Origin of the sequence: Streptomyces luteireticuli (genome assembly GCF_041519305.1) — a bacterium.
Taxonomy (GTDB): Bacteria; Actinomycetota; Actinomycetes; order Streptomycetales; family Streptomycetaceae; genus Streptomyces; species Streptomyces luteireticuli.
Genome location: NZ_CP167927.1, coordinates 1,089,510 through 1,116,255, shown reverse-complemented (window position 1 = coordinate 1,116,255; position 26,746 = coordinate 1,089,510). Strand labels below are relative to the sequence as shown.

Annotated in this window: 27 protein-coding genes; 13 read left to right on the top strand and 14 right to left on the bottom strand. The window is 73.9% G+C overall.

Annotated features, from left to right (window positions below):
* The 3 genes from AB8735_RS04735 (at position 1) to AB8735_RS04725 (ending at position 2,804) form a co-directional block, all read left to right on the top strand.
* Positions 1–921 (top strand): carbohydrate ABC transporter permease, encoded by a 921-nt coding sequence (locus AB8735_RS04735; RefSeq protein ID WP_372405558.1) that lies wholly within the window; start codon positions 1–3, stop codon positions 919–921.
* The gene (locus tag AB8735_RS04730; protein WP_372405557.1) at positions 918–1,799 is read left to right on the top strand and encodes a carbohydrate ABC transporter permease; all 882 of its coding nucleotides are present in this window, start codon (positions 918–920) and stop codon (positions 1,797–1,799) included. The genes AB8735_RS04735 and AB8735_RS04730 overlap by 4 nt, the downstream gene beginning before the upstream one ends.
* A gap of 63 nt (positions 1,800–1,862) precedes the next feature.
* Positions 1,863–2,804, top strand: coding sequence for an NAD-dependent epimerase/dehydratase family protein (locus tag AB8735_RS04725; RefSeq protein ID WP_344032806.1), 942 nt, complete (start codon positions 1,863–1,865; stop codon positions 2,802–2,804).
* Between the two features lie 4 nt (positions 2,805–2,808).
* Here AB8735_RS04725 and AB8735_RS04720 read toward each other — a convergent pair whose 3' ends face one another.
* From AB8735_RS04720 to AB8735_RS04695, 6 genes are all read right to left on the bottom strand, one after another.
* Positions 2,809–3,951, bottom strand: coding sequence for a substrate-binding domain-containing protein (locus tag AB8735_RS04720; RefSeq protein WP_372405556.1), 1,143 nt, complete (start codon positions 3,949–3,951; stop codon positions 2,809–2,811).
* Complete coding sequence (locus tag AB8735_RS04715; protein ID WP_344032802.1) at positions 3,948–4,943, bottom strand: ABC transporter permease; 996 nt, start codon at positions 4,941–4,943, stop codon at positions 3,948–3,950. The genes AB8735_RS04720 and AB8735_RS04715 overlap by 4 nt, the downstream gene beginning before the upstream one ends.
* Positions 4,940–6,469, bottom strand: coding sequence for a sugar ABC transporter ATP-binding protein (locus AB8735_RS04710; RefSeq protein WP_372405555.1), 1,530 nt, complete (start codon positions 6,467–6,469; stop codon positions 4,940–4,942). Before AB8735_RS04710 ends, AB8735_RS04715 begins: the two co-directional genes overlap by 4 nt.
* An 84-nt stretch (positions 6,470–6,553) precedes the next feature.
* Positions 6,554–9,319: a SpoIIE family protein phosphatase gene (locus tag AB8735_RS04705; RefSeq protein WP_372411775.1), complete on the bottom strand. Its 2,766-nt coding sequence runs from the start codon at positions 9,317–9,319 to the stop codon at positions 6,554–6,556.
* A gap of 129 nt (positions 9,320–9,448) precedes the next feature.
* A complete protein-coding gene (locus tag AB8735_RS04700) occupies positions 9,449–10,369 on the bottom strand; it encodes a cyclase family protein (RefSeq protein WP_372405554.1) in 921 nt (306 codons plus the stop codon).
* 8 nt (positions 10,370–10,377) lie between these two features.
* Positions 10,378–11,964 (bottom strand): alpha/beta fold hydrolase, encoded by a 1,587-nt coding sequence (locus AB8735_RS04695; RefSeq protein ID WP_372405553.1) that lies wholly within the window; start codon positions 11,962–11,964, stop codon positions 10,378–10,380.
* A 140-nt stretch (positions 11,965–12,104) separates the two neighbouring features.
* Here AB8735_RS04695 and AB8735_RS04690 point away from each other — a divergent pair, with 140 nt between their 5' ends.
* Entirely contained in the window at positions 12,105–12,632 is a 528-nt protein-coding gene (locus tag AB8735_RS04690; protein WP_344032794.1) for a GNAT family N-acetyltransferase, read from the top strand.
* Between the two features lie 57 nt (positions 12,633–12,689).
* Complete coding sequence (locus AB8735_RS04685) at positions 12,690–13,544, top strand: YwqG family protein (RefSeq protein ID WP_372405551.1); 855 nt, start codon at positions 12,690–12,692, stop codon at positions 13,542–13,544.
* Between the two features lie 4 nt (positions 13,545–13,548).
* On the opposite strand, the gene AB8735_RS04680 is transcribed toward AB8735_RS04685, so the two are convergent.
* Positions 13,549–15,018, bottom strand: a complete 1,470-nt coding sequence (locus tag AB8735_RS04680; protein WP_372405550.1) for a carboxylesterase/lipase family protein — start codon at positions 15,016–15,018, stop codon at positions 13,549–13,551.
* A gap of 104 nt (positions 15,019–15,122) precedes the next feature.
* Here AB8735_RS04680 and AB8735_RS04675 point away from each other — a divergent pair, with 104 nt between their 5' ends.
* A complete protein-coding gene (locus AB8735_RS04675) occupies positions 15,123–15,737 on the top strand; it encodes a TetR family transcriptional regulator C-terminal domain-containing protein (protein WP_344032788.1) in 615 nt (204 codons plus the stop codon).
* Between the two features lie 33 nt (positions 15,738–15,770).
* On the opposite strand, the gene AB8735_RS04670 is transcribed toward AB8735_RS04675, so the two are convergent.
* Positions 15,771–16,055: a DUF1540 domain-containing protein gene (locus AB8735_RS04670; RefSeq protein ID WP_372405549.1), complete on the bottom strand. Its 285-nt coding sequence runs from the start codon at positions 16,053–16,055 to the stop codon at positions 15,771–15,773.
* A gap of 190 nt (positions 16,056–16,245) precedes the next feature.
* Between AB8735_RS04670 and AB8735_RS04665 the strand changes: the two genes are divergently transcribed.
* Both AB8735_RS04665 and AB8735_RS04660 read left to right on the top strand, forming a co-directional pair.
* Positions 16,246–17,046 (top strand): MBL fold metallo-hydrolase, encoded by an 801-nt coding sequence (locus AB8735_RS04665; RefSeq protein WP_372405548.1) that lies wholly within the window; start codon positions 16,246–16,248, stop codon positions 17,044–17,046.
* 28 nt (positions 17,047–17,074) lie between these two features.
* On the top strand, positions 17,075–17,518 hold the full coding sequence (locus AB8735_RS04660) for a peptidoglycan-binding domain-containing protein (protein ID WP_344032781.1): 444 nt from the start codon (positions 17,075–17,077) through the stop codon (positions 17,516–17,518).
* A gap of 58 nt (positions 17,519–17,576) precedes the next feature.
* Here AB8735_RS04660 and rpsR read toward each other — a convergent pair whose 3' ends face one another.
* Genes rpsR through rpmG form a run of 4 tightly spaced genes read right to left on the bottom strand, consistent with a single transcriptional unit; the run spans position 17,577 to position 19,460 of the window.
* Positions 17,577–17,813, bottom strand: coding sequence for a 30S ribosomal protein S18 (rpsR, locus tag AB8735_RS04655; protein WP_372405546.1), 237 nt, complete (start codon positions 17,811–17,813; stop codon positions 17,577–17,579).
* A 28-nt stretch (positions 17,814–17,841) separates the two neighbouring features.
* On the bottom strand, positions 17,842–18,993 hold the full coding sequence (locus AB8735_RS04650) for a GTP-binding protein (RefSeq protein ID WP_372405544.1): 1,152 nt from the start codon (positions 18,991–18,993) through the stop codon (positions 17,842–17,844).
* A complete protein-coding gene (locus tag AB8735_RS04645) occupies positions 18,990–19,247 on the bottom strand; it encodes a type B 50S ribosomal protein L31 (protein WP_344032775.1) in 258 nt (85 codons plus the stop codon). The genes AB8735_RS04650 and AB8735_RS04645 overlap by 4 nt, the downstream gene beginning before the upstream one ends.
* Positions 19,248–19,295: 48 nt before the next feature.
* Entirely contained in the window at positions 19,296–19,460 is a 165-nt protein-coding gene (rpmG, locus tag AB8735_RS04640) for a 50S ribosomal protein L33 (RefSeq protein WP_344032773.1), read from the bottom strand.
* Between the two features lie 80 nt (positions 19,461–19,540).
* On the opposite strand from rpmG, the gene rpmB reads away from it, so the two are divergent.
* On the top strand, positions 19,541–19,777 hold the full coding sequence (gene rpmB / locus AB8735_RS04635) for a 50S ribosomal protein L28 (protein WP_344032771.1): 237 nt from the start codon (positions 19,541–19,543) through the stop codon (positions 19,775–19,777).
* Positions 19,777–20,082, top strand: a complete 306-nt coding sequence (rpsN, locus tag AB8735_RS04630; protein WP_372405543.1) for a 30S ribosomal protein S14 — start codon at positions 19,777–19,779, stop codon at positions 20,080–20,082. The genes rpmB and rpsN overlap by 1 nt, the downstream gene beginning before the upstream one ends.
* Before the next feature lie 26 nt (positions 20,083–20,108).
* Here rpsN and AB8735_RS04625 read toward each other — a convergent pair whose 3' ends face one another.
* Positions 20,109–21,182, bottom strand: a complete 1,074-nt coding sequence (locus tag AB8735_RS04625; protein ID WP_372405542.1) for a PP2C family protein-serine/threonine phosphatase — start codon at positions 21,180–21,182, stop codon at positions 20,109–20,111.
* A 261-nt stretch (positions 21,183–21,443) separates the two neighbouring features.
* The gene (locus AB8735_RS04620; protein WP_372405541.1) at positions 21,444–22,997 is read right to left on the bottom strand and encodes an MFS transporter; all 1,554 of its coding nucleotides are present in this window, start codon (positions 22,995–22,997) and stop codon (positions 21,444–21,446) included.
* 219 nt (positions 22,998–23,216) lie between these two features.
* On the opposite strand from AB8735_RS04620, the gene AB8735_RS04615 reads away from it, so the two are divergent.
* From AB8735_RS04615 to AB8735_RS04605, 3 genes are read left to right on the top strand one after another with little or no spacing between them, the layout of a single operon-like run.
* Positions 23,217–23,729, top strand: coding sequence for a DUF4442 domain-containing protein (locus tag AB8735_RS04615; protein WP_372411774.1), 513 nt, complete (start codon positions 23,217–23,219; stop codon positions 23,727–23,729).
* 42 nt (positions 23,730–23,771) lie between these two features.
* Positions 23,772–25,136, top strand: a complete 1,365-nt coding sequence (locus AB8735_RS04610) for a TrpB-like pyridoxal phosphate-dependent enzyme (protein WP_344032762.1) — start codon at positions 23,772–23,774, stop codon at positions 25,134–25,136.
* Between the two features lie 4 nt (positions 25,137–25,140).
* Positions 25,141–26,727, top strand: a complete 1,587-nt coding sequence (locus AB8735_RS04605; protein WP_372405539.1) for an aldehyde dehydrogenase — start codon at positions 25,141–25,143, stop codon at positions 26,725–26,727.
* Positions 26,728–26,746 lie beyond the last annotated feature (19 nt).

Genomic DNA, 26,746 nt, shown 5'->3' with positions numbered 1-26,746 from the left:
ATGAGGATCCGAGAACTCCCGGTCGTCGCACGGCATACCGGACCACACCGTCATCAGGCCGCCGTCGCCCTCCTCTTCCTCCTCCCGGCCCTGCTGTTCTACGCCGTCTTCATCGTCCTGCCGGTCCTGTTCACCGGGGTGCTCGCCCTGTCCACCGGGCCCCGCCCCGGCCTCACCGGCATGACGTTCGCGGGACCGGACAACTTCACCGCCCTGTTCGCGCCGGACTCGTCCTTCCTGTTCCCCGTCCTCACCAACACCCTGCTGTACGCGGCCGGGACCGTCGTCCTCACCACCGGCGGCGGCCTCGTGGCGGCCCTGTGCCTGGTCCGCCTGCCGGGCCAGGGGCTCTGGCGCACGCTCTACTTCCTGCCCGTGGTCACCACCGTCGTCGCCACCGGCAACGCCTGGAAGCACCTCTACCGGCCGGACGGGCCCGTCAACGCCGCCCTCAACGCCGTCGGCCTGGACTCCGTGGGCTTCCTCCAGAACCCCTCCGCCGCCCTTCCCGCCGTGGTGGTCGTCCAGTCGTGGGCCTCCCTGGGCAGCGCGGTCCTCATCCTGACCGCCGGGCTCACCACCGTCCCCCGGGACTGCCTGGAAGCCGCCGCACTCGACGGCGCGGGACCGCTCACGGTCCTGGTGCGCGTCACGCTCCCGCTGCTGCGGCCCGCCCTGCTCTTCGTCTGCGTCACCCAACTCCTCGCCGGACTCCAGTCCTTCGCCCTCATCGCGGTCATGACCGGCAACGGCGGGCCCGGCGACGCGACCGACGTCGCCGCGCTGGAGATGTACCGGCGCGCCTTCACCTACGGCGACTGGGGAACGGCCGGGGCCGCGGCCTTCGTGCTCTTCCTCGTCACCCTGGTGATCACCCTGGCGCAGCTGCGGCTCTTCGAACCCGGGGGAGGGGACGCATGAGGCGCAGGAGGGATCGGCGCCGTGCTCCCGTGCTGCCGTGGGCGGTCACCGTCACCGGCGCGCTCGTCATGGCGCTGCCGTACGCCGACATGCTGCTCACCTCGTTCAAGGGGCCGGGCGACTACGCCCGGCTGCCCTATCGCTTCCTTCCCTCGTCCTTCGGGCTCGCCAACTACCGCGACGCGGTGGACCGGCTGGACCTGCCCGCGCTGGCCCGCACCAGCGTCCTCACGTCCCTCGCCGTCACCGTCTCGGTGCTGTGCACCTCCTCGCTGGCCGGATACGCCCTGGCCAAACTGCGCTTCCCCGGCCGCGGGCCACTCTTCCGGCTCGTCCTGGCGACGATGATGCTGCCGCCGTTCCTGCTCCTGATCCCGCACTTCCTGATCCTGGCGCACTGGCCCCTGGCGGGCGGCAACGACCTCTACGGGCACGGCGGTTCCGGTCTCACCACCAGCATCGCCGCCCTGGCCCTGCCCTTTTCGGTCTCGGCCTTCGGGATCTTCCTGATGCGCCAGTTCATCGCGGCCATCCCCGACGAGATCCTGGAGGCGGCCCGTCTCGACGGTGCCGGGGAGCTCACGCTGTGGTGGCGCGTCGTCCTGCCCCAGACCGCACCGGCCGTCGTGACCCTCGCCCTCCTCACCTTCACCGCCACCTGGAACGAATACATCTGGGCCCTGCTGATCTCCACCGCCGACCCCCGCCTGATGACGCTGCCCGTGGGCATGCAGCTCCTGCAGGGCCGCCTCGACCCGCAGCGCACCACGCCGCTGCTGATGGCCTCCCTGGTGCTCAGCACCCTGCCCGTCCTGGCCCTCTTCCTCCTCCTGCAGCGCCACTACGTCCGCGGGGTCACGCAGAGCATGGGGGCGTAGGGTGCGCGGGGCGCGCGGGGCCGCGACTCCTTCGATGTCCGAGGGTGCCGCTAGCCTGCGCGTATGGATCTTCATGTAGTCATCGGCCATGGGCCCGCGGGGGCGGCCACCGCCCGGCTCCTGGCCGAGCGGGGGAAAGCGGTACGGGTGATCACCCGGTCACCCGGGAGCGCGGAGCCCGGGATCGAGCGCGTCGCACTGGACGCGACGGACACCCGGCGGCTGACCGAGGCCGTGCGCGGTGCGCGGGCCATCCACCAGTGCGCCGCGCCGCCGTACCACCGCTGGGCGGACGACTGGCCGCCGCTGGCCGCGTCGGTCAACGCGGCGGCGGAGGCGAGCGGTGCGGTGCTCGTCATGCTCGGCAATCTTTACGGCTACGGACCGGTCCGGGGCCCGATGACCGAGTCCCTGCCGCTCGCGGCCACCGGGCCCAAGGGGCGCCTGCGGGCCGGTCTGTGGGAGCAGGCCCGGTCGTTGCACGAGCAGGGCCGCATCAGGGCGGTCGAGGTCCGCGCCTCCGACTTCTTCGGCCCCGGCGTCACCGACGGCGGGCACCTGGCCGCCCGGGTGGTCCCGCAACTCCTGCGCGGCAGGCCGGTCCTCGCCCTCGGCGACCCCGGCGTCCCGCACAGCTGGACGTACCTCGACGACGTGGCCAGGACCCTGGCCGACGCGGCGGAGGAGGAGCGGGCCTGGGGGCGCGCCTGGCACGTCCCCACGGCGCCCCCGCTGTCCGTCCGCGAGATGACCGACGGGCTCGCGGAGGCGGCCGGGGTGGCACCGGTGCGCGTACGCCGGCTGCCTCCGGCGGCATCGCGTGTCCTGGGGCTCTTCTCGCCCCTGATACGTGAACTCCGGGAGATCCAGTACCAGTTCGACCGGCCCTTCGTCGTGGACTCCGCCGCGTACACCGCCGCGTTCGGATCCGCCGCGACGCCCGTCGGGGAACAGTTCCGGGCGACGGTGGAATGGTGGCGCCGGCGGGTGGCCGCCGGGGGGTGACGCGTCATCCGCCGCCCCAGATCCGCCGGTACGCCGCCCGGAAGCCCGGCGGGTCCCATGCGGTGGCGCCCGCGCTGTTGGCGGCCGTGGCGATGCGGACGGGGGCGGTGTAGCCGCTGGGCGGTGCCCCGGAGAAGGCGCGGTTGAACTCGTCGACGATCTGCCAGCCCTGCTGGGACAGGGGCTCGGGGACGGTGGCCGTCTGGAACTGGCGGCTGTTGATGCGTTGGAAGGCCGACGGATCGCCGTCGCCCGCGCCGATGTTGAAGGGCGCCCCGGCGCCCTTGCGGCGGGCGGCGCGCAGGGCCGGGGCGGCGTCGGCGAAGTACACGTCGTTGATGGCCACGGAGTGCGTCCAGCGGCGGCCGAAGCGGGCGAGGAGCGAGGAGACCTCCTGGGGGGTGCGGGTGCCGGTGTCCTGGACCGGGATGTTCTCCACGGACAGGAGCCGGACGTCGGGGCAGGCGGCGAGCCGCTGCCTGATCAGGTCGGACTTGTGGTGGGCGAACGGGATCGACGCGTCGGTGAACAGGACGGCGCCGGCCCGGCCGTGCGAGTCGGCGACGACCCAGTCCGCGCTGATCCGGGCGACGTCCTCGACGCGCGTGGTGACGTTGGTGAAGAGCCGGGGGGTCCGGCTCGGTCCGGGGGAGGCGACCGCGTGCCAGCCGATGAGCGGGATCCGCCGGCCGACGGCCTTGGCGACCTGCTGGGAGGTCAGGCGCGGGTCGAAGCCGCCGAGGACGATGCCCGACGGGCGGAGGGCGACGGCCTGGGCGAAGGCGCCCTGGACACCGGCGGGCGTCCCCTGGCCGTCGATCACCCGCACGCCCCAGCCGATCGCGCGCGCGGCCTCCCGTACGGCACCGGCGATTCCGGCGACACCGGGGTTGGTCATGGTCTGGGCGACATAGACGATCCGTTCACCGGGCACGGCGGGAGGGCCGGCGACGGGGCCGTCCCAGGCCGTATCGGTGCGCTCGGCCCGCCGCACCGCCGCCTCGGCCCGCGCCAGTCCGGCGGGGCAGCCCGCCCTCGTCGGCTCCGGGAGGCCGGGCGCCGGGCCGGTGGACGAGCCGCGTTCGCAGGCGACGAGGGCGGAGGCGGCGAGGGCGCAGGCGAGGGCCACGACGGCCGCGCGCCTCACGGCGGTCCCGTCCGGCGCCTGCGCACCTGCCGGCGCGCTGCGTAACCGGCCAGGCCGACGGCGATCAGCAGCGTGCAGCCGTTGAACAGCGGCGTCACCCAGAACTGGGCGCCGAGCTGGCCGATGCCCGCGAGGCCGACGGCGAGCACCGTGACGGCGACGAGCGTGCCCGCCGCGTTGGCCCTGCCGGGCCGGACCGCCGTCGAGCCGAGCAGCGCGCCGACGAAGGCGGGCAGCAAGTAGTCCATGCCGACACTCGGGTTGCCGATCCGCTGCTGCGCGGCGAGCAGGACACCGGCGATGCCGACCACCAGACCCGATCCCGCGAAGGCGCGCACGACATGGCGCCGGACGGGAATGCCGACCAGCTCCGCGGCGCGCGGGTTGGAGCCGATGACGTACAAGTAGCGCCCCGCGGGCAGCCGTTCGAGCAGCACCCACAGGGCGGCCGCGAGCGCCAGGACGTAGAAGGCGGACACCGGGAGGCCCAGGAACCGCGAGTCGTACAGGTCGGTGAAGGCGGCCGGCAGGCCGTGCGGGCCGGGGACGACGCGGGCGCCGCCGGTGATCCAGCCGGTGCAGGCGTACAGGACGCTGCCGGTGCCGAGGGTGGCGATGAAGGAGTCGATCCGGGCGAACTCGACGACGGTCCCGTTGAGCGCGCCGACGGCCGCCCCGCCCAGGACGACGACCGCACAGGCGGACGGCCAGGGCCAGCCCTCGGTGACGATCAGCCGCATCGTCACCACGTGCGCGAGGCCGAGGCCGTAGCCGAGGGACAGGTCGAACTTGCCGGTGGCGATGGGGATCGTGGCGCCCAGTGCGAGGAGCGCGGGGATGGCGTCGGTGGACAGGACGGCGGAGACGTTGTCCAGGGTGGGGAAGGTGTCCGGCAGGGCGAGGGAGAAGGCCAGGAACAGCAGGGCGGCGAGGGTCAACAGGCCGTAGGCACCGGCGAGTCGGCCCGCCCGGCGGCCCGGCGAGGGGGTCACCCCGGCGTCCCGGTGAGCGGGGGAAGGGCCGAGGCGGCGCGGGTGAGCGCGGCGGGGGTCAGGGCCGCGCCGCCCAGCTCCCGCGTCACCGTGCCGCGGGCGAACACCAGGGCGCGGTGGCACACGGCGGCGATCTCCTCGAAGTCGCCGGAGACGTACAGGACGGCCAGGCCCCCGGCCAGCGCGTCCCGGAGCAGGCGGTGGACCTCGGCCTTGGCTCCGACGTCCACGCCGGCGGTCGGCTCCTCCAGGACCAGCAGGGTCCGGGGCAGCCGCAGCCACCGGCCGAGCACGACTTTCTGCTGGTTGCCCCCGGACAGGGTGGCGATGGGGGCCTCGGTGTCCCGGGGGCGGACGGCGAACCGGTCGATCAGGGCGGCGGCCTCGGCGCGTTCGCGCCCGGGACGGATCCAGCGCGGGCCGGACGGGTCCGCCCCGGGGTTGGCCAGGAGGTTCTCCCGGACGGTCAGTTCGGGGGCGCAGCCCTCGTCCTGCCGGTCGGCGCTGACGAGGCCGGTGCCCGCGGCGACGGCGGCGGCGACCGTGGCGGGCCGGTACGGGCGGCCCTGGAGCAGGGCCGTTCCGCCGAGGAGCGGGGCGGCGCCGGCGAGGGCGCGGCCCAGGGCCGTGTGCCCGGCGCCGGTGAGGCCGGCCAGTCCGAGGACCTCGCCGGCGCGGAGGCGGAGGTCCACCGGTCCGGTGTCCTCGGTCCGTACGCCGTCGAGGCGGAGGACGACCGGGCCCGGTGCGGGGGAGGCGGCGCGGTGGGCGGCCGGTGTGCCGCCGGCGATGTCGTGCACCAGCCGCTCGGGGGAGGTGCCGGCGAGCGGGCCGTGGTCGACGACGCGGCCGTCGCGCAGGACGGCGAAGGCGTCGGCGACCCGGTGCACCTCGTCGAGCCGGTGGGTGACGAAGACGACCGCGCGGCCCCGGTCGCGCAGGGAGTGCAGGACGGCGAAGAGCCGGGCGCAGTCGGCGGCGGGGAGGCTGGCGGTCGGCTCGTCCAGGACGACGATCCGGGCCCGGGCGGCCAGGGCGCGGGCGAGGGCGACGAGGGAGCGTTCGGCGCGGGAGAGGCCGGCGACGGGGGCGCCGGGGTCGAGGTGCGCACCGACGGCGTCCAGGGCCCCGGCGGCCCGGCGGCGGGTGTCCCGCCAGGACACCAGGCCCGCCCGGCGCGGGTAGCCGGTGCCCAGGGCGATGTTCTCGGCGACCGTCATCCAGCCGACCAGTCCCAGGTCCTGGTGGATGAAGGACAGGGCGCGGGAGGCCGCCCCGGTGCCGAGCGGGTGGCCGGCGACGGTCACCTCGCCGGCGTCGGCGCGGTGGACGCCGGCGAGGATCTTGATGAGGGTGGACTTTCCGGCGCCGTTGGGGCCGAGCAGGGCCAGGACGCTGCCGGCGCGGACGTCGAGGTCGACCGCGTCCAGGGCGAGGGTTCCGCCGAAGCGCTTGGTGAGGCCGCGCACGCGGACGAGCGGCCCGGCGGAGTCGGGCCGGGCGCCGGGTGCAGGAGTGTGGTGCACGGACTTCTCCGGGAGTGCGGTTCTTCCCGTCGGTCGGGGTCATGCTAGGCCGCTCCGGTGCTCCCGCCCCGGACGGACGGGCCGTCAGATCGCGGGAATGTCGTCCAGGGAGATCTCCGCCGCGGCGCTCCTCCCGGCGGACATCTCCAGGGGGCACTCGGCCCAGATGACCTTGCCGTCGTCGGTGTAGCGGGTGCCCCAGGCCTGGGAGAGCCGGGCGACGAGGAACAGGCCGCGGCCGCCCTCGTCGGTGGTGGCGGCGTGGCGCAGGTGCGGGGCGGTGCTGCTGTGGTCGGCGACCTCGCAGGTCAGGGCGCGGTCGTAGAGGAGACGCACCCGGATGGGGCCGGTGCCGTAGCGGACGGCGTTGGTGACCAGCTCGCTGAGCAGCAGTTCGGTGTCGAAGGCGATCTCGTCCAGCCCCCAGGCGGTGAGCCGGCCGGTGACGGCGCCGCGGACGGAGGAGACGAGCGCCGGGTCGGCGGGCAGGTCCCAGGAGGCGATCCGGTGCGGGTCCAGGGCGTGGGTGCGGGCGACGAGCAGGGCGATGTCGTCGGCGGGGTGCCGGGGCACCACACGTTCGGCGACCTCCCGGCAGGTGTCCTCGGGCGGGCGGCTGGGGTGCGCCAGGGCCGCGCGCAGCTGCTCGACGGCGGTGTCGAAGTCGCGGTCGCGGTCCTCCAGGAGCCCGTCGGTGTACAGGACCAGCTGGCTGCCCTCGGGGAGGTGGAACTCGGCGGTCTCGAAGGGCAGTCCGCCCAGCCCCAGGGGCGGGCCCGCGGGCAGGTCGGGGAAGGTGACGGTGCCGTCGGGGCGGACGAGGGCGGGCGGCAGATGGCCGGCCCGGGCCATGGTGCACCACTGCGAGGTGGGGTCGTAGATGACGTAGAGGCAGGTGGCGCCGATGATGCCGGTGATGCCGGAGAAGGGGTCGTCGCCGCACTCCTCGCGGTCGAGGCGGGCCACCAGGTTGTCGAGATGGGTGAGGACCTCGTCGGGAGGCAGATCCAGCTCGGCGAAGTTGCGCGCGGCCGTGCGCAGCCGCCCCATCGTCGCGGCGGCGTGCAGGCCGTGGCCGACGACGTCGCCGACGACCAGGGCGACGCGGGTGCCGGAGAGGGGGATGACATCGAACCAGTCGCCGCCGACCCCCGACTCGGCCGGCAGGTAGCGGTGGGCGACCTCGACGGCGTTCTGCTCGGGGAAGCCCTGCGGCAGCAGGCTGTGCTGGAGGGCGAGGACCATGGCGTGTTCACGGGTGTAGCGGCGCGCGTTGTCGATGCAGATGGCGGCGCGCGTGGCGAGTTCCTGCGCGAGGGCGCGGTCGTCGTCGCCGAACGGGGCGGGGTCCCGCGCGCGGTAGAAGCTCGCGATGCCCAGGGCGATGCCCCGGGCCAGGAGCGGGACGGCGATGAGGGAGTGGACGTTGTGGGCCAGGATCCGCTGGGCGTTCACCCGGTTCTGGGCGATCCAGCCCGCGGCGGACCGCAGGTCGGGCTCCAGCACGGTCCGTCCGCCGGTCAGACATGGGAGCTGGGGCGTGGTGGGCTGCAGGTCCAGGCGCTCGCCGGCGGGGTAGAAGGGGCAGTCGTCGCGGATGCCGTGGACGACCGCGCGGTGCAGGTCCCGGGCCGGGGAGGCCGGTTCGTCCCCGCGCAGCACCGCCTCGGGCAGGTCGATGGTGACGTAGTCGGCCAGGCGCGGGACGGCCATCTCGGCCAGTTCGCGGGCGGTGCGGGTGACGTCCAGGGTGGTGCCGATGCGGGTGCTGGCCTCGGACAGCAGCTCCAGGCGGCGGCGGGCCGCCACGGCGAACCGGCCCACGCCCGGCTCCCCGACGAGCACCAGTGCCTCGGCCTCCGGTCCGTGGGGCACGGTCTCCCCGGGCCGGGCGGCGGCTCCGGGGGCGGGGGCGTGCAGGTCCGGAGGCTCCCGGGCCGCGCCTTCGGCCACGTCGGTGCCGGTGGCGGCGAGGAGGTGGAGCCGCTCGGGGAAGGCCGCCTCGACGACGACGCCCTCCACCCCCGAGGCGCTGGTCACCGGGCGGCTGAGCAGGGTGACCCGGCGGCCGCCGGGCAGGGCCACCTCGACGGAGGCCCGCCGGGCCGACGAGATCAGCTCGGTGGCCCGCTCCTCCAGGAGCACCCGGTCCTCCGCGCCCAGCCCGCCCGCGGCGGGGGCGGCCGGCAGATGGTTCCTGAGGTCCAGGTAGGCGCGCAGCAGGGCGCGCTCCCGGGCCGAGCTCTCCTCCAGCAGCCGCCGTTCGATGGCCTCGGCCGCCCTGCTGATGACGATGTCGAGGGCCACGTCCGCCCGGTCCCGGGGGTAGCCGAAGCACAGCACGCCCTCGATGCGGCCGCTGAGCGGGTCCCGGACGGGAATCGCGGAGCATGCGTTGGACTGCGAGCGCTCGGCGAAGTGCTCGGCCCCGTAGACGTTGACCAGCCGCCGCTCGGCGAGGGCCAGGCCGATGCCGTTGGTGCCGCCGAACTTCTCGGCGAAGACGAAGCCGGGGACGCTCTGGATCGGTTCGAGCCGCCGGGCCGACACGGGGTCGCCGAAGCGGCGCTGGAGCACCGCGCCCCGGCTGTCGGCCAGGCTGATGTTCATGCTGGCGCCCGCGAACCTGGCCTCCAGCCGGTCCAGCACGGGCGCGGCGGCATGCATGAGGCGGCCGTCGAGGTCCAGGTCCTCGGTGTAGGGGAGTTCGCAGCCGTCGGGGGAGAGCCCCAGCGAGCGGGAGCGCTCCCATGAGCTCAGGATCGGGTTCCGCACCCCGTCGACCGTCTCGCCGAGGAGGAAGTGCTCCCGGGCGATCACGGGGCCGAACTCGTCCGCCACGAGCCCCATCCGGATCACTTCCCGAGCGTCGGAGCCGTGCTACTGGTGTTCCATTTTAGAACTATGTCCTAGTAGGAGCAGGGGCTGCGGAGCGTGGCCGCCCGGCACGGGACGTGACGTCCGGGGAACGGACGGCCGTCACAGCACCGCGATCGGATTGACGGGCGAACCCGTCCCGCCCGGAACGTTGAGCGGCGCCACGGCCAGCAGGAACGCATAACGGCCCGCCTCGGCGCAGGCGGCCGACAGCGCCTCCAGATCGAGGTTGTCGAGCAGCGGCACACCCATCGCGGCGACGGCCAGGGTGTGGACGGGGGAGTGCACGCCCTCGACCGGCGAGGGCCGTACGTCGCTGTCGCCGTCGCCGCCGAGCAGCGCGATGCCGCGCTCGGCCAGCAGGGGCACGCTGCGCACGTGCAGGCCCGCGCTCGCGGCGCCGGGATCCCAGGCGCCCCGCTCCCGGCGGCGCCGGAAGCGGCCGGTCCGCAGCAGCAGCGCGTCGCCCTCGCCGACCGTCACCCCGAGCGCCGCCTCCGCGCCGGTCAGGTCCGCGGGGTGCACGGCCTCCCCCGGCTCCAGCCAGGCCGTCCCCCGCACGGCCGGCAGGTCCAGCAGTACCCCCCTCGTCACCAGCGGGCCCAGCCCCGCGACGTCACCGAACCGGGCACCGCCCGCGCCGACGAGCTCCCGCGCCGGACCGCCGTCGAAGAGCCGCCCCCGGTAGGCGACATGGGCCGGCGCGTCCAGGTGGCTGACCGCCTTGCCGTGGTAGTCGGCGCCGATGAAGTCCTTGTGCGTCGAAGGCTCCGGCGGCTCGACGTCGCCGAGGTCGGACATGTAGTGCAGCGCGGGCCTGGCGTTGTCCGGACCGGACGCGGTGTCCCAGGGGCGGCCCAGGGGGACGACGTTCCCGGTGCGGACGAGCGCGGCGGCCCGCAGGACGTGCCCGGGCGTGACCCGGTTCCAGGCCCCCCGCCCGGCGTCCGCCCAGCGGCCCCAGGAACGGACCCCGCCGAAGAGCGCGTCGAACTCCCGCCGGGAGACGGGCGGGCTGCTCATCCCCGGCCTCAGCCGTCGGTGAACGGGCTGCCGTGCCCGCCGCGGCACACGGTCCCGTCCGCCGGCCGCCGGCCCGTCAGGAAGTACGTGGCCACATGGCCGACGCTGCACCGCGTCACGGCACCGTGGCCGAAGCCCTCGTTGACGACGAGCCGCGCCCCCGGCCCCATCGCGGCCCGCATGGCCCGGGCCCAGGCGAGCGGAGTGGCGTTGTCCCAGCGCTCGTTGACGATCAGCGGGTGCGCGGAGCCCCGGTTCCACGGGCCGGTGTAGGTGTAGCCGCGGGGCTGGCGGGACGGCCATCCCGCGCAGACGGCGTTGTCGAGGACGCGGAACGCCCCGAACACCTTGCTCGCCCGCTCCGCGCCCCGGACCTGCCGGAGCCACCAGCCCGGATCGGCGGGCGCGGCCGGGAAGTCCAGGCACAGCGTGGCGTTGCGGCTGTCGTACATGTTGAACGAGTAGCCGTCCGCGTCCCGGCGGTACGGGGCGGGGAGCCCCCAGGGCGGCAGCCCGACCTCCATCTCGGGGAGCGCCTGGGCCTGGCGGTAGGGCCGGTTGTGGAACAGCGCGCCGTACATCGCCTGGAGGTCCTCGGCCGCCTGCCGCGCCGTGGTGCCCGGGGTGGAGACCACCAGCGCGTCGTGCACGAGACGGCGCCAGGTGATGCGGGCGTCGGGCACCCGGGCCCCGGCGGGCCGCAGCCGGTCGGTCAGACGGTCGAACTTGCGGTTCGCCCCGCCGGCGAAGGCACAGTCGCCGGGGTGGTCGTCACAGGCCCTCAGCGCCGCCCGGAGCGTGCGTTCCCCCTCCACGGTGTCGCTGTGCATGAAGGCGGGGAGGTCGTCGAACCACAGGCGTGAGTCGACCACGCCGTGCAGGACCATCCTCCCGGTGCTGCCGGGGAAGCGGTTGGCGTAGACGGCGCCGATCACCGTCCCGTAGGAGAACCCGATGTAGTCGAGCTTCGGCCGGCCCAGGGCCTGCCGCAGCCGGTCGAGGTCGCGGACGGTGTCCATCGTGGACATGTTGGCCACCAGCGCCGCGGCGTTGGCCCGGCACAGCCGGGCCGCCTCCTGATCGGTGCGGACCTTCTCCCGCACGCCCTGGTCGGCGCGGGTGTCGGACTGGTGGGTGTAGAGCTCCTCCATCCGCTCCTCGGGGCCGCAGCGCAGCGACGGCCTGCTGTGCCCCACACCGCGCGGGTCCCACGTCACGAGGTCGTAGCGGTCGGCGGCCCTGCCCACGACGGCCTGGAAGAGCCCGGTGAAGCCCAGGCCGTCGGCGCCGGGGCCGCCGGGGTTGCCGAAGATGACGCCCAGCTTCCGGCCCGGTCCGCGGGCCGGGCGGCGCGCCAGCGCGAGCCTTACGGTCTGCCGGCCGCCGGCCGACCAGGAGAGCGGGACCTCCAGGGACCCGCACTGCCAGCCCGCCGGGACGGCGCCCTCGGACAGCCGGGGGCACGCCCCCCACGCCACGGAGGGGTCCTTGGCGGCCGCCGGAGGGTGGTGCCCGCCCGCCGCCGTCGCGGGGGACAGCCACGCGGCGAGCGTCAGCGGAAGCACCAGGGACGAAATCACCGAAAGCCGTCTCATGCGTCACTCCCTCACAGATGATCAGATCCGACATAAACACATGGAAGGGAGAAGTCGCCGGACTTCGGTGCGTCGATGGGGTGATTGCCCGGCGGCGCCCGTGCTCTCCCCCGCGCTCTCCCCTGTGCTTTCCTTCCGGGATGAGCGTGATCACCGGGAGCCCGGTCCGCCCCAGGGCGGAGGGCGACATCGAGGAGTGCGTACGGGTCCTCGCCGAGGTCCACCGGCAGGACGGCTACCCCGTGAACTGGCCCGAGCGGCCCGGGGATTGGATCTCCGGATCCACCGCCCTGGGGGCGTGGGTCGCCGAACGCGACGGCCGTGTCGTCGGCCATGCCGGCCTGTTCCCGAGCGGCGAGGGCGACCTCGCCCCCGGGCTGTGGAGCGAACGGCACGGCGCGGGGCGGGAACTCACCGCGGTCGTCGGCCGGCTGTTCGTCTCCCCGCGGGCCAGGGGGTACGGGACCGGTGCGCTGCTGCTCGGCCGGGCCGTCCGGGAGGCGCGGCGCCGCGGTCTGCAGCCGGTGCTCGACGTCGTGGCGTCCGACGCCGCGGCGGTGGCGCTGTACGAGCGGCTGGGCTGGGAGTTGATGGCCACGGTCGAGCAGCGGTGGGGCCCGGGGCGGACGGTGGCCGTCCGCTGTTACGCGGCGGCGTCCTGCGCCTGACCCGGCGGTTACGGTGCGCGCGGCCCGTTGTCAGTGGGGCCGTGCATCATCGTTCCCATGACACGGAGCATCACCGACGCGCTGCACGCGCTCGCCCATCAGCACCTGCCCGAGGACATCGCCGAGCGCTGGATCGGACTGCTGCGGCCGGGCCTGCGCCTGGAGAAGGCCACGGGAGCGGGCACGGGCCCGATCGTCGGCCGGCTCGGCGGCCTCCCCGAGCTGCCCGAGGACGAGGAGTGGCCGGTGTGGGAGGGGAACGGCGCGCTCTCCTTCGTCGCCTCGCTCGACTGCGCGGCCCTCCCCTCCGCCGCCCTCGACATCGCCCTGCCGGCCGACGGCACCCTGGCCTTCTTCTACTTCGACGGTCAACTGGACGACGGCTGCGCGCTCGTCGAGCCCGACGACCCCGACAGCCGCCCGGGAGCACGGGTGTTGTACATACCGGCGGGCGTCCATGTCACCGAGCGGGAGGCGCCGGAGGGGATCCGGCCCTACCTCGAGGTGCCGCTGACGGCACGTCCGGAGGCGACCGCTCCCTATCCCTGGCACCCCGTCGTGTACCGGGAGTTCGCCCCGATGCCCGACGACCACCCGGTGTGGGACGAGGACTTCCGGGAGGCCCTGTGGGACCACTCCGAGGGCACGGAGCACCGCGTCGGCGGCCACGCGGACCCGGTGCAGGACGAGGTGGAGGCCGAGGTCGCCCGGGGTGCCCTGGGCGGCCCGCCCTGGGACGATCCCCGTATCCAGGAGGAGGCCCTGCGCTGGACGCTGCTCGCCCAGTTCGGCTCGGACGACGACGCCGACATGATGTGGGGCGACGCGGGCGTGCTGTACTGGCTCATACGCCCCGAGGACCTGGCCGAACGGCGCTTCGACCGGGCGATGTTCACCTGGCAGTGCGGCTGACGGGCTACGACCGGACGCGGCCGTCCCGCACGAGGCCGAACGGGGCCGGGGGCCGGTCCTCCCAGATGCGGCGGGAGGCGTCCTCGGGGTAGGGCGCCGTCCTCGTGCCGGCGTCGAACACGCGGGTGAGCCGGCGGTCCGGGGTGTAGGGCGCCCAGCCGGGGTCGCCGGAGGTGACGAAGCGGATCCACGCCTGCTGGAGCTCCCGGGACGCCGCGACGGCCCCGGGGGAGGGCGGGTCGCCGACGAGCTGTCTGCCGGTGGGGCTGTCCAACGTGCCGAACGCCAGGGGGACATCGAGGCTGTGACAGGCGCCGAGGACCCCGTCGAGGGCCACCTCGAAGAGGTACGAGGTGCCCCCGGCCGTGGTGTTCGACCCGGCCAGGAGAAGCGAGGGCATCCGGAAGAGGGCGTCGGAGTACACCGTCTCCAGCAGTTCCTCGGGGGTGGCACCGGGGTGGGCGGCACGGTAGGCGTCCGCGCCGTCCGGCGCGGGGGCAAACACGTCCAGGGCGGTACGGGCGTCCTGCCCGGTGAAGGTGCCGTGCCGTCCGGTCATGACGCTGAACAGCCGGAATTCGTCGCGGGTATGGCCCACGAGGAGCTCGGTCCCGTTCGCGCGGCCACCGGTCAGCGCGGTCCAGGGGGTTTCGGGGAGGATCTCGCCGTCGACGACGGGGCAGGCGGCGATGCCGGCGTGGGAGAGCCGTCCCCAGCTCTCCCGGTGGGCGGGGAGGTCGGCGCAGAGCGCCATCAGCTCCTCGGACAGGCGCTGGGGGCCGACCTCGGAGAGGGCCCGGGCCGTGGGCACCGTGCCGAGCCGGGCCGCGAGCTCAGCGCCGGTCCGTTCGGCGAGCTCGGGGGTGCAGTGCAGGCCCGGCACGGAGTGTGCGACGGCCCGTCGGAACAGGCCCCGGGCCCGTTCCATCGTCAGCAGGGCGGCGACCGACCCCGCCCCCGACGACTGTCCGGCCACGGTGACCCGGGCGGGGTCCCCGCCGAAGGAGGCGATGTTCCGCCGCACCCAGTGCAACGCGGCGAGCTGGTCGAGGAAGCCGCGGTTGGGCGGGGCCCCGTCGAGGAACGCGAAACCCTCGGCGCCCGCCCGGTAGTTGACGCTCACGACGACGATCCCGGCCGCGGCGAGGGTCGACGGGTCGTACATCGGATCGCTCGCGTCCGCCGTCAGGTAGCCGCCCCCGGGTATCCACACGAGGACCGGCAGCCCTGCCGCGCCCGGGTCCGGGGTGCAGACGTTGAGGGTCAGCCAGTTCCCGTCCCCCAGCGGGGCCGCGGGGCCGAACTCGGCCGCCTGCCGTGTCCCGTCCCAGGGGTGCGGGGGAGCGGGGGCGGCGAAACGGAGCGTTCCCACCGGCGGTCGGCCGTAGGGGATGCCGCGGAAGACCGCGTTCCCCAGTCGCCGGCGGCCCTCGACCAGGCCCTCCGTCGTACGCACCCTCGGCTGTTCGGGCATGTGGCTTCCTTCCTTCTCAGGAGGCTTCCTCAGGAGACTCCCAGGGTTATAGGCCAGTTGTATTATGTCAACCGTAATGTAAAAAAGTGTCAGGAGGCCCGACGATGCCGAAGCAGGTGGACCACCGTGAACGCCGCGAATCAATCGCCCGGGCGCTCTGGCGGGTGGTGGGACAGCGCGGAGTGATGCATCTGACCGTCCGTGAGGTCGCCCGGGAGGCGGGCTTCTCCCACGGGCATGTGCAGCACTACTTCGCCTCCCGGGAGGAAATGCTCTCCTTCGCCATGGACTTCGCGTCCGAGCAGACCGCGCAGCGCGTCGGCCGGGGGCTGGAGGAGCTCGGGGAGCACCCGCACCCCCGCGATGTCCTCCGGCTCATGCTCATAGAGATGCTCCCCCTGTACGCCGACGCCCGCGCGACCAGCCGGATGAGCGCCGCCTACGTCCTGGAGGCACTGCACGACAAGAAGATCCACGCACGGGCGCGCGACAGCCTCGCCCAAGGGCGCTCCCTGGTCGAGCAGTTGGTCCGCCAGGCCATCGAGGACGGCTATATCGGGCCCGACCGCGACCCGGTGACCGAGACGAACCTCCTCCTCGCCCTCACCGGCTTCACGACCTTCCTCGAACTGGACGTGATCGAGCCCCGGGAGGTGCTCGCCGCCGTCGACCAGTACCTGGACAGGCTGTTCACGGGAGACGGGGACGGCGGCGCATGAGGGGGCGAGGAGTCGGGGCCCTCGGTCGTCCGCCTACCGCGCCGTATACGTCAGACAGTCCGCCGTGTCCTGCAGCGCGGCCACCGTGATCCCCGGCGCCTGGCACTCCAGGCCCCGGTTGTGCAGACACCCGGCCATCTTGCACGCCCCCACACGGCCGGTCGCCCCCGCGTCGCCGCCCTTCGTCGGGAACGTGAAGAACGTGTCGCACCGCGCGTGCGTCGCGTCCCCCACCGTGATGGCCAGCGCATGGCACGCGCTGTCCTGGTTGTAGGCGCAGGCGTCCACCTCGCACACGGCTACTTGCGGCATGTCCATGTGATGCTCCTCCGGCGGCTCGAACGGCGCGGACGGCCCGGCAACGGCGTCCGACGATGTGTTCCTCCCGGGCCGCGCCGCGACACCGGGCGCCCCGGCGGTTCACCCGGAAGCCCCCGTTCGCCCGCCGCTCAATCCGCCCAGGGCGCAAACCGTCGGCGCGCGGGGGAGTCCTGCCTAGCGTGATCGCATGACGAAGCTTCAGGTGCGGCAAGTGACGCCGGACATATGGATGTTGGAGTTCCCCGTCGGCCAGGCCTACGCCGTGCGCCTGCCGGACGGCTGGGCGCTGGTCGACACGGGCCTGGGCGGCCCCGGCCGGGCGGAGGAGGTGCTCGAGGCGCTGGCCGCCCTCCCCGGCCCCGGGGAGCTGCGGGAGATCGTGCTCACCCACTGCCACCTCGACCACCGGGGCAACGCCGCGGCCCTGGCCGGGGCGACCGGCGCCCGGGTGCTGGCCGGTGCGGGCGACGCGGCCGTGATCCGGGGTGAGGCGCCGGAGGCGCCGCCCGTCCTGGAGGAGTGGGAGGTCCCGGTGTTCGAGTCCGTCCAGGGCGTCATCGCCGGAGCGGGCGCGCCGCCCCCGCCGCCCTGCCGGGTGGACCGGGAACTGGCCGACGGCGACGTCCTGGACTGGGGGCGGGAGGTGCGGATCGTGGGCGTGCCGGGTCACACGCCCGGCAGTATCGCCCTCCATCTGCCCGCGGCGCGCGTGCTGTTCACCGGTGACACCGTCGCCCGGCACCCGGAGGTGATGCTCGGCCCCTTCAACCTCGACCGGTCGCGGGCCGTGGCCTCCTTCCGGCGGCAGGCGGAGCTGGACGTGGACGTGGCGTGCTTCGGCCACGGCGCACCCCTGGTCGGCGGGGCGGGGAAGACGCTGCGGGAGGCCGTGGAACGCCTCGCGGCCCGAGGCGTCCGCGAAGTGATCATGAAGGGCTCCGCTTCTGGTAGGTTTCCGCTCGCCACCGCTCGGTGGTCCTGTTCATGACATCTTTTCGGGGGAGTTCCACCCACCCATGAAGCGTTTCCTCGCCTGCCTGGGAGCTGCCGCGGCCATCACCGCCGGCCTCGTCGTCACCGGCCCGTCGGCCCAGGCCGCCACCGTCTGCGGCGGCTCCACCAAGTACTACGACACCGCCGGTTACTACGTGGACGTCCCCACGACCAGCTCCCTGGGCAGCAACTTCTGCACGCTGCGCCGCGGCGCGTCGGGCGACGCCGTGTACCAGCTCCAGATCGCCCTCAACGGCTGCTACGGCCAGGACGTCGGCGGTTTCGACGGCGACTTCGGCGCCAAGACGGAGAACGCCCTCCGGCGCGTCCAGTCGGCCCTCGGGCTCGACGCGGACGGCGTCTACGGGCCCAACACCCGCGACAAGATGAAGTGGCAGTGGCGCAACATGGAAGGCAGCCACCGCTGCCTGCGTCTGACGCAGGCCCCGGGCCCGCTGAGCCAGTAACGCCGGTGCGTCCGGCGGGAGCCCGTCACCGGGAACGGTGGCGGGCTCCCGCCGTGGGTCACCGGCCGGGGTACGGCAGCAGCGCCATCTCCCGGGCGTTCTTGACCGCCGCGGCCAGCTGCCGCTGCTGCTGTGCCGTGACGCGGGTGATCCGGCGGCTGCGGATCTTGCCGCGGTCGGAGAGGAACTTCCGCAGCAGGTCGGTGTCCTTGTAGTCGACGCAGGTGATCCCGGCCGCGTCGAGGGGGTTGGGGCGTGTCCTCGACGGGGTGCGGGGGGTGCGGTGGCGGGTCATGGGGGCTCCTTCCGGAGGGGGAAAGGGGTCAGCGGACGGGGTCGAGGAGGGGGCCGAAGGCGGCGGGGAAGCGCTTCCACCCCGCGCGGCCGGACGCGTACTCCGCGTCGGTCAGCAGACAGGAGTCGAGCAGCCGCACCAGGCCGTCCCGGTCCAGTCCGGGCGAGGTGAAGACCAGGTGCTGGCAGCGGTCGCCGTGCTCGGCGTCCCAGTCCAGCGCGGCGGCGGCCCGGCGCTCGGCCGGGACCAGTTCCCAGGCCGCGTCCGGGAGCGCGGCGAGCCACGGGCCCGCGCTCTCCACGCACAGGGCGCCGCCCGCGGAGTCCCAGCCCAGCAGCGTGTCGGGCCGGTCCGCGAGCCAGAAGCGCCCGCGGCTCCGGGCCGCCGCGCAGCTCAGGTCCTCCAGCGCGGCGTGCAGCCGCCCGGGGTGGAACGGCCGGCGGCGGCGCCACACTAGGGTGGCGACCCCCGCCTCGTCCGCCTCCTGGGGCAGGAGGGCGCAGGACGGGTGCTGGGCCGCGGCGGCCGCCCCGGCGTCGAACCCGGCGAAGGCCGCGGCCGCCAGTTCCCCGGCGCCGAGGCGGATCCGGCGGGCGGTGGGGTGCAGTTGGGCGAGGAGCGCGCGGTCCTCGTCGTCGGCCCTCCCGTCGTCGACGAGCGCGAGCACCGGGGCGTACTCCAGCTGCCGCGCCCAGGTGTCCGCCACCGTGCGCCGGTCGGTGGCCGCCGCCGCGAGGCCGGCCTCGGCGAGGTCGTCCCCGTCGCCGAGGTACGGGAGGGCGAGCGCGGGGTCGACGGCCGTGATCACGGCGGTGAGTTCGAAGGGACCGGCGTGGGCCGCGACCACCTCGGCCATCGCCTTGGGCTCGACGGAGTCCCACAGCTCGACGACGGCCAGCCGGGCGGAGCCGCCGGCGGCCAGGTGCTCCAGTTCGGGGACGAGATCCTCCCGCAGCGCACAGCAGGCGCAGTCGTTGACCAGCGGCGCCTCGCCGGAGCCGGTGACACCGGCGGCGTCGCGCACGGTGCGCAGGACCCGGCCCTCGGCGGCCGGTGACAGGTCGTGGTGCAGGGCGACGCTCCCGGGCACCGTGCGCAGCAGCTCTTCCACCGCCGCGCGGCGGGCGTCGGCGTGCAGGCCGCCGACGAGGGCGACGGCCAGTGCGGAGGGGTTCCTCATCGGCCGGCCCTCCGTGCTCCGTAGCGCCGCTCGAAGCGCTCGACCCGGCCCGCGGTGTCCACGACCCGGGCGTTGCCGGTGTAGAAGGGGTGGCTCGCGGAGGAGATCTCGACGTCGACGACGGGGTAGGTGTTGCCGTCCTCCCACTCCACGGTCCTGTCACTGGTCATGGTGGACCGGGTGAGGAAGGCGAAGTCGGCGGCCTTGTCGCGGAAGACGACGGGGCCGTACGGCGGGTGGATTCCGGGCTTCATGGTGGGTGTCCTTCTCCGGGGGCGGGCGGGGGCCGGGCTGTGCGTGGGTCAGCGTTCTTCGCGGTAGTCCACATGTCGTCGTGCGACGGGGTCGTACTTGCGCAGGGTCAGCCGGTCCGGGTCGTTACGGCGGTTCTTGCGGGTGACGTAGACGTGTCCGGTGCCCGCGGTGGAGCGGAGCTTGATGACCGGGCGCAGTTCGTTGCGTGCCATGGGCGCTACTATACGGCAATGGAAATCATTTCCATTTACGCCCTCCCCTGGGAGGGCTCCAAAGAGAGGCAGGTCACCCCATGTCCGCCCACTGCCAACTGACCGGCGCCCGGCCGGGCTTCGGCAACACCATCTCCCACTCGCACCGGCGCACCTCCCGCCGCTTCGACCCCAATATCCAGCGCAAGCGCTACTGGCTGCCGAGCGAGGGCCGGTACGTCCGGCTCACGCTGAGCGCCCGGGCGATCAAGACCGTCGACCTCATCGGCGTCGAGGCGGCCGTCGCCCGCATCCGGGCCCGGGGAGTGAGGGTCTGATGGCGAAGAAGAGCAAGATCGCGAAGAACGAGAAGCGGCGGGAGGTCGTCGCGCGCCACGCGGCGCGGCGCGCCGAGCTCAAGGAGATCATCCGGAGGCCGTCCACGCCGGAGGAGGAACGGGCGGCCGCCGTGCGGGAGTTGCGCCGGCAGCCGCGTGACGCCAGTGCGACGCGGGTGCGCAACCGCGACGCCGTCGACGGCCGCCCGCGCGGCCATCTGCGGCGGTTCGGGCTCTCCCGGATCAGGCTGCGGGAGCAGGCGCACGCCGGGCTGCTGCCGGGGGTGACGAAGTCGTCCTGGTGACGGACGGCGGCGAACGGCCCGCCGGATCAAGGGGCTTCGTGTTCCGTGCCGCGGGTGATCGCCAGTAGTGCCATGTCGTCGGTGATACGGCCGCCCGTGTGGTGGAGGACGCCGTCCAGAAGCGTGTCGAGCAGCTCGTCCGGCCCCGGGAAGTCGTGCCCGGCCAGCGTGGCGACGGGGTCGAAGAAGGTCCCCGAGCGGTCCCTGGCCTCGGTGAGGCCGTCGGTGTACAGCAGGAGGGTCGCTCCGGGAGGGAACGGCACAGTGTCGGACACGTCCTCGCGGGGGGCCAGTCCGCCCAGGCACAGCGGGAGGGCCGGCTCGGACGGCTCCAGGCCGCGTACCCGGCCCCGCCGCTCGTACAGCAGCGGGGCCGGGTGGCCGCGGTTGACCAGGCGCAGTTCGCCGCCGGAGTGCGGGATCTCGGCCAGGACGGCCGTGACGAAGTCCTCGGTCCGGGCGGGTCCGGCCGCCTCGCGGAGCAGTCCGCGTTCGAGTCTGGCCGCGATCCCGAGGGGCGTCGGCTCGTCCTCGGCGGCCTCCCGGAACGCGCCGAGCACGACGTCCACCGCCTTGATCGTCTCCATGCCCTTGCCCCGGACGTCGCCGACCAGGCAGCGCACGCCGTACGGGGTGTCCTGCACGCCGTAGAGATCGCCCCCGATCTGTGCCTCCTTCACAGCCGCCTGGTAGCGCACGGCGATCCGCAGGGGGCCGATGGAGGCCGGTGGCCGGGGGAGCACGGCGCGCTGGACCGCGAGGGCGATCTCCCGCGCGGACTGCAGCCGGACGTCCCGGTAGCGCATGAGCCGGTTCACGACGACGGCGAGGGCCGAGACGGTCGCCACCGCCGCCAGCTCGCTGTGTCCGCTGGAGTCCCCGATGAAGCCGAAGTGGGTGAGTATCGCGGCGTCGGCGGCGCAGGCGCCGATCCCCGCGAGGATCGTCGCGCGGAGGGACAGCAGTGCCGCGGCCGTCATCGGCGCGGCGACGTAGAGGGCCTCCAGGCTGAAGCGCGCGGGGGTGTAGAAGTCGGTGAGGAGGCCCGCGACCAGCAGGAGGACGGGCACGAGCCGGAGGTGGCGCAGGAACCAGGGCATCAGGACGCCCCCTGTGCCCGGTGTCCTCACCAGCCTGCTCCCGGTGTCTCGTGCGTGTGCTCCGCTCCAGCATCGTCGGGCGGGATCCTGTGTGCCACTACGGGGGTGCCGTATGGGGGCGGCCGGGCCGGTTGGGGGTGGGCGGGGGACGGCCCATGGGGGAGACGGTGGGGTCGGCGGCGTCCAGGGCGGGGTCGGCGTGCGGATGAGTGGGGGTACGGCGTGGGGGGTGCCCCTCCGGGGAGGGGCAGGGGCCACCCCCTACGCCGCGGAACCCTTCCGCGGCAGGAACACCCACACCACCACCGCCCCCGCCAACGTCACCCCGCCCGCCACCAGCGACGTGACCCGCATCGCGGACACGAACGCGTCCACGGCCCGCGCGGCGAGCGCATCGCCCCCCGTACCGCCCAGGCGGGCCGCGACCGTCAGCGCCCCCTCCACCGACTCCTCCGCCACCGGCCGCAGTGCCGCCGGCAGCGGCCGCAGCGCGTCCCGGATGCGGCCGCGGTAGTGGGAGGACAGCAGGGAGCCGAGCACCGCGACGCCCAGTGCCCCGCCCACCTGGCGCAGGGAGTTGAGCATGGCGGCCCCGACGCCGGCCGACCGCTGGGGCAGGGTCGACATCGCGGAGGCCGTCGCCGCGGGCATGGCGAGGCCCATCGCCCCGCCCATGAGGAAGAAGAGCACCTCGCACTGCCAGATCGGTGAGTGCTGGTCGATGAGGCCGACGCCGAAGAACGTCAGGGCGGTCAGCGTCAGTCCGGCGGTGCACACGGCCCGGACGCCGAAACGGCGGGTCGCGGCGGTGCTGTTGGGGGAGGCGACGAGCTGGGCGACGGCGAGCGGCAGGAGGCAGCAGCCGGCCTGCAGCGACGAGTAGCCGCGCACGCTCTGGAGATAGAAGATCATGTAGAAGGAGGAGCCGAGCAGGCCGAAGAAGGCGATGCCGACGACGGCCGTGGCCGCCGAGAAGCGGGCGTCGCGGAAGCAGCGCAGATCCATCGCGGGGTGGCTGCTGCGGCGTTCCCACAGGACGAAGGCGCCCAGGAGGAGCAGGCCGCCCAGGGAGTTCGCCCATACCCGGGGCGAGGCCCAGTCGTCGAGCTCGCCGCCCTCGACGATGCCCAGGACGAGCAGTCCCAGGCCGGCGACGCACAGCAGCACGCCGACGGGGTCGAAGCGGCGCGGCGCGGGGTCGGCGGACTCGGGCACCACCAGGGCGACGGCCGCCGAACCCACCAGCACCACGGGGATGTTGATGAGGAAGATGGAGCCCCACCAGAAGTGCTCCAGCAGCAGTCCGCCGGTGACCGGCCCGATGGCCACGGCCAGTCCGGCCGAGGCGGCCCACAGGCCGATCGCCCGGGGGCGCTCGGCGGGCGGGAAGACATGGCTGATGATCGCGAGGGTGGCGGGCACCACGAGGGCGGCGCCGATGCCCATCCCGCCGCGGTAGACGATGAGTTGGGACGCGTCGTGCGCGTACGCGGCCATGGCCGAGAAGAACCCGAAGACCAACAGCCCGGCGAACAGCACCCGTTTGCGCCCGAAGCGGTCCGCGGCGAGGCCCGCGGTGATGAGCAGGGTGGCGAAGACGAGGGTGTACGAGTCGACGGACCACTGCAGGTCGCCCGAGGAGGCGCCCAGTCCGTCGGGCGCGGGCAGGGCGAGGGCGCGCAGCGCCACGCTGATGATGGAGGTGTCGAGGACCACCAGCACCAGGCTGACCACCAGGCAGGCCAGGATCCGCCAGCGCCGCGGCTCGGCCGCGGTCTCCTCGGACACCGCGTGTCCGGTCTTGTTCTGCAGCATGGGAGCTCCGCATCCCCCCTCCGGGTGGTCCCATAAACGCGACAACGGTAGGGAAGGACGAACAGTGAAGCAAGTAGTCATATAAGCGTACGCATTGTTTTTTCAGGGCTCTCTTGACGGCGTACTGCCCAAGTCGGGACCGTTGGTGACGAGACGACCGCATCGGGCGAACCGCCCTGACGGCCCGTAACGTCTCCCTGCCCTGCATCCGTTGCACCCCTGTGCCGATCGGAGCCCGCCCTGAATTCCCCGTCTCCCGGACCGGATCCGTCGCCCGGCCCGACCCTCGAGGAGATCCGCACGGTCGTCAACGACCTTGTGCCCTTCCAGAAGTTCGCCGGAGTCGAGGTGACCGAGATCGCCGCCGGACGTGCCGTCGCCACGCTGCCGGACTCCGGCGACACCCTCAACCATGTGGGAACCCGGCACGCCGCCGCCCTCTTCCTGGTGGCCGAGGCCGCCTCGGGGGCCGCCCTCGCGGGGGCGCTGCGCGAGCGGATCGCCGAGATCTCCTTCGTCCTGCGGGCGTCGGAGATCTCCTACCGCAGGAAGGCCCGTGGGGAGATCCGGGCGGTGGCCGCGGTCCCGGACGCGGACCTGCCGGCCAGGGCCGCCCAACTGGCCCCGGGCGAACGGTTCGAGGTCACGACCACCTCCCTGCTGCACGACGCCGAGGGTGAACCCGTCGCCGAAGCCGCGTTCACCTACCACTGCCGCCTGCCGGCTCCCTGAGCAACTCGGGACGCACGACAGCACGAAAGGAAGAAGAGCCCGGTGAACTCCCTGGAGCGCCACGACCTTCCGGTCGCAAGGATCCCCAAGCGCTGGTACAACGTGCTTCCCGACCTCCCCCGCGCCCCCGACGACTTCCTCGACCCGGACACCAGGGAACCGGTCGAGACCGAGTTCATGGAACGTCTGCTGCCCAAGGCCCTGGTCGCCCAGGAGACCTCCCCGGAGCGGTGGATCGCCATCCCCGAGGAGGTCCGCGCGGCCTACCGCCTCTGGCGGCCGACGCCCCTCTACCGGGCCCTCGCCCTCGAACGCCACCTAGAGACGCCCGCGGAGATCTACTTCAAGTACGAGGGGGCCAGCCCCTCCGGCTCGCACAAGCTCAACTCCGCGCTGGCACAGGCGTACTACGCCAGGCTGGAGGGCTGCGAGCGGCTCGTCACCGACACCGGGGCCGGCCAGTGGGGCAGCGCCCTGTCCATGGCGTGCAGCCTGTTCGGCATCAAGGCGCTCGTCTACATGGTCCGCGCCAGCTACGAGAGCAAGCCCTACCGGCGGCACTTCATGGAGACCTTCGGCCAGGAGGTCCTGCCCAGCCCCGGCCCGCACACCGAGTTCGGCCGCAACCTGCTCAAGGAGTTCCCGGACCACCCCGGTTCGGAGGCCACCGCCGTCTCCGAGGCGCTGGAGACCGTCCGGCTCAACCCGGGCGACCGCTTCTCGATGGGCGCCTTCGCCGGACACGTCCTGCTGCACCAGACCGTCGTCGGCCTGGAGACCCGCGAACAGCTCGAAGAGCTCGGCAAACAGCCCGACTTCCTCGTCGCCTCCGTCGGCTGCGGAAGCAACATGGGAGGGTTCGCCTTCCCGTTCGTCGGCGACAAGATGGCCGGGCAGGACATCACCATCCTCGCCGCCGAACCGGCCGCCTGCCCCACCCTGACCAGTGGCACCTACCGCTACGACTTCGCGGACGCCAGCGGACTGGGCCCGATGGCCCGCACCTACACCCTCGGGCACGAGTTCGTCCCGCCGCCCATCCACTCCGGCGGCCTGCGCTACCACGGCGCCGCCCCGCTCGTCGGACTCGCCAAGCACGAGGGCATCCTGGACTCGCGCGCCTACGCCCAGAAGTCCGTCTTCGAGGCGGGCACGCTCTTCGCCCGGCTGCACGGACTGCTGCCCGCGCCCGAGAGCGCCCACGCCATCCGCGCCGCCATGGACCTCGCGATCGAGTGCCGCGAACAGCGCCGCCGGGCCGTCATCGTCTTCTGCTACAGCGGCCACGGACTGCTCGACCTCGGGGCCTACGGCTCCTACACCGCGGGGGAGATGGCCGACACCGAGCCGTACGAGGCCGCTCTCGCCGCCGGCGACCCCTCCCTCGTCGTCCCGGCCGGAAGGTGACCCGTTGTACTCCTACGCGCAGTACATCGACGGACAGGACCGTCCCGGCACCGCCTGGACCTACTGCCTGGACGCGGGCGCCTTCCTCGCCGACCCGAGGGGCACCTTCGGCCGCAAGCGCCGCCTCGAACGGGCCGGCGGCGAGGCCCCCGGCACCGACGCCGACACCGCCGGCATCACCGGCCGGGTCGCGCTCAGCGGCCCGGACGACGTCGCGGACGCGCTGCGCGCCGCGCACGCCGCCGCCCGCGAGTGGGGCCGCACCGACCTCGACACCCGCATGGAGCTCGGCCCCCGGCTGCACGCCGCCCTCAAGGCCCGCCACGACGAACTGCTCGACATCCTGATCTCCGAGGGGCACCCGCGCCGGCTGGCCGAGTGGGAGATCGCCGGCATGCTCATGGGCAGCAGCCCGGAGACCGTCTCCTTCTACCGCAGCCAGCTGGAGCAGCGCTTCGACAGCCCCGGCCGCTCCATCGCCCTGCTGCGCAAGCCCGACGGGGTCGTCTGCCTCAACCCGCCGCAGAACGCGGCCGCCTCCAACTCCTTCCTGGGCACCGCCACCCTCGGCGCGGGCAACGCCCTCGTCGTCAAGGCACCCCGCACCGCCCCGCTCGGCGTCGCCTTCCTCTACCGGGAGATCGTCGCCCCGATCCTCGACGGGCTCGGCGCCCCGCCCGGCACCGTCAACCTGGTCTCCGGCGCCACCCGCCCCATGCTCCGCCAGTGGCTGAACAGCCCGCACGTCGACGACATCATGTTCTTCGGCGACAGCGACACCGGCCTGGAGTTCGGCGGCGAGTGCGTCGCGCACGGCAAGAAGCCCGTCCTCGAACTCTCCGGCAACGACAGCCTGGTGGTCTGGAACGACGCCGACCTGGACGGCGCCGTCGACGCCCTCACCGAGTGCTTCTACGGCTCCGGGCAGATCTGCATGGTGCCCAAGTGCGCCGTCGTCCACCCCGACATCGCCGACGCCCTGCTGGAGAAGCTCACCGCCCGCTGCCGCGCCCTGCGCCCCGGCTACCCCGACGACCCCGACGTCCTGCTCAGCCCCGTGCTGAAGATGGGCGGCTTCCACGAGGTGCTCGCCGACGCCGAACGGCAGGGCTGCGCCGTCCTGTGCGGCGGCCGGCGGGTGGACGTCGACGGCGAACCGTCGCTGACGGGCACGTTCCTGGAGCCCACCGTCGTCCGCGTGAACGGGCTGCGCGACGCCCGCCGCGTCCGGGCCGTGCGCGAGGAGACCTTCTTCCCGCTGCTGCCCGTCGTCGTCCCGGACGAGCGCGACGACACCCGCGAACTCCTCGGCGCCGTCGTCGACTTCGTCAACGACAACGAGTACGGGCTGCGCAACTCGCTGTGGTCCGGCGACGAGAAGGTCGTGGAGACCTTCGCCCGCCAGGTCACCAACGCCGGCCTGCTCAAGGTCAACGACTCCCACATCGGCTTCGTCCCCTACCTCGGCACGCACGGCGGCACCGGCCGCACCGGCGGACCGTACGGCGAGCTCAACTACCCGATCCTGCGCACCTCCCACCTGCAGGGCGTGTCCGTCGTCACCGACGGCTCCCGCCCCACCCCCGTGTGATCCCCGCCTGACCCCGGGC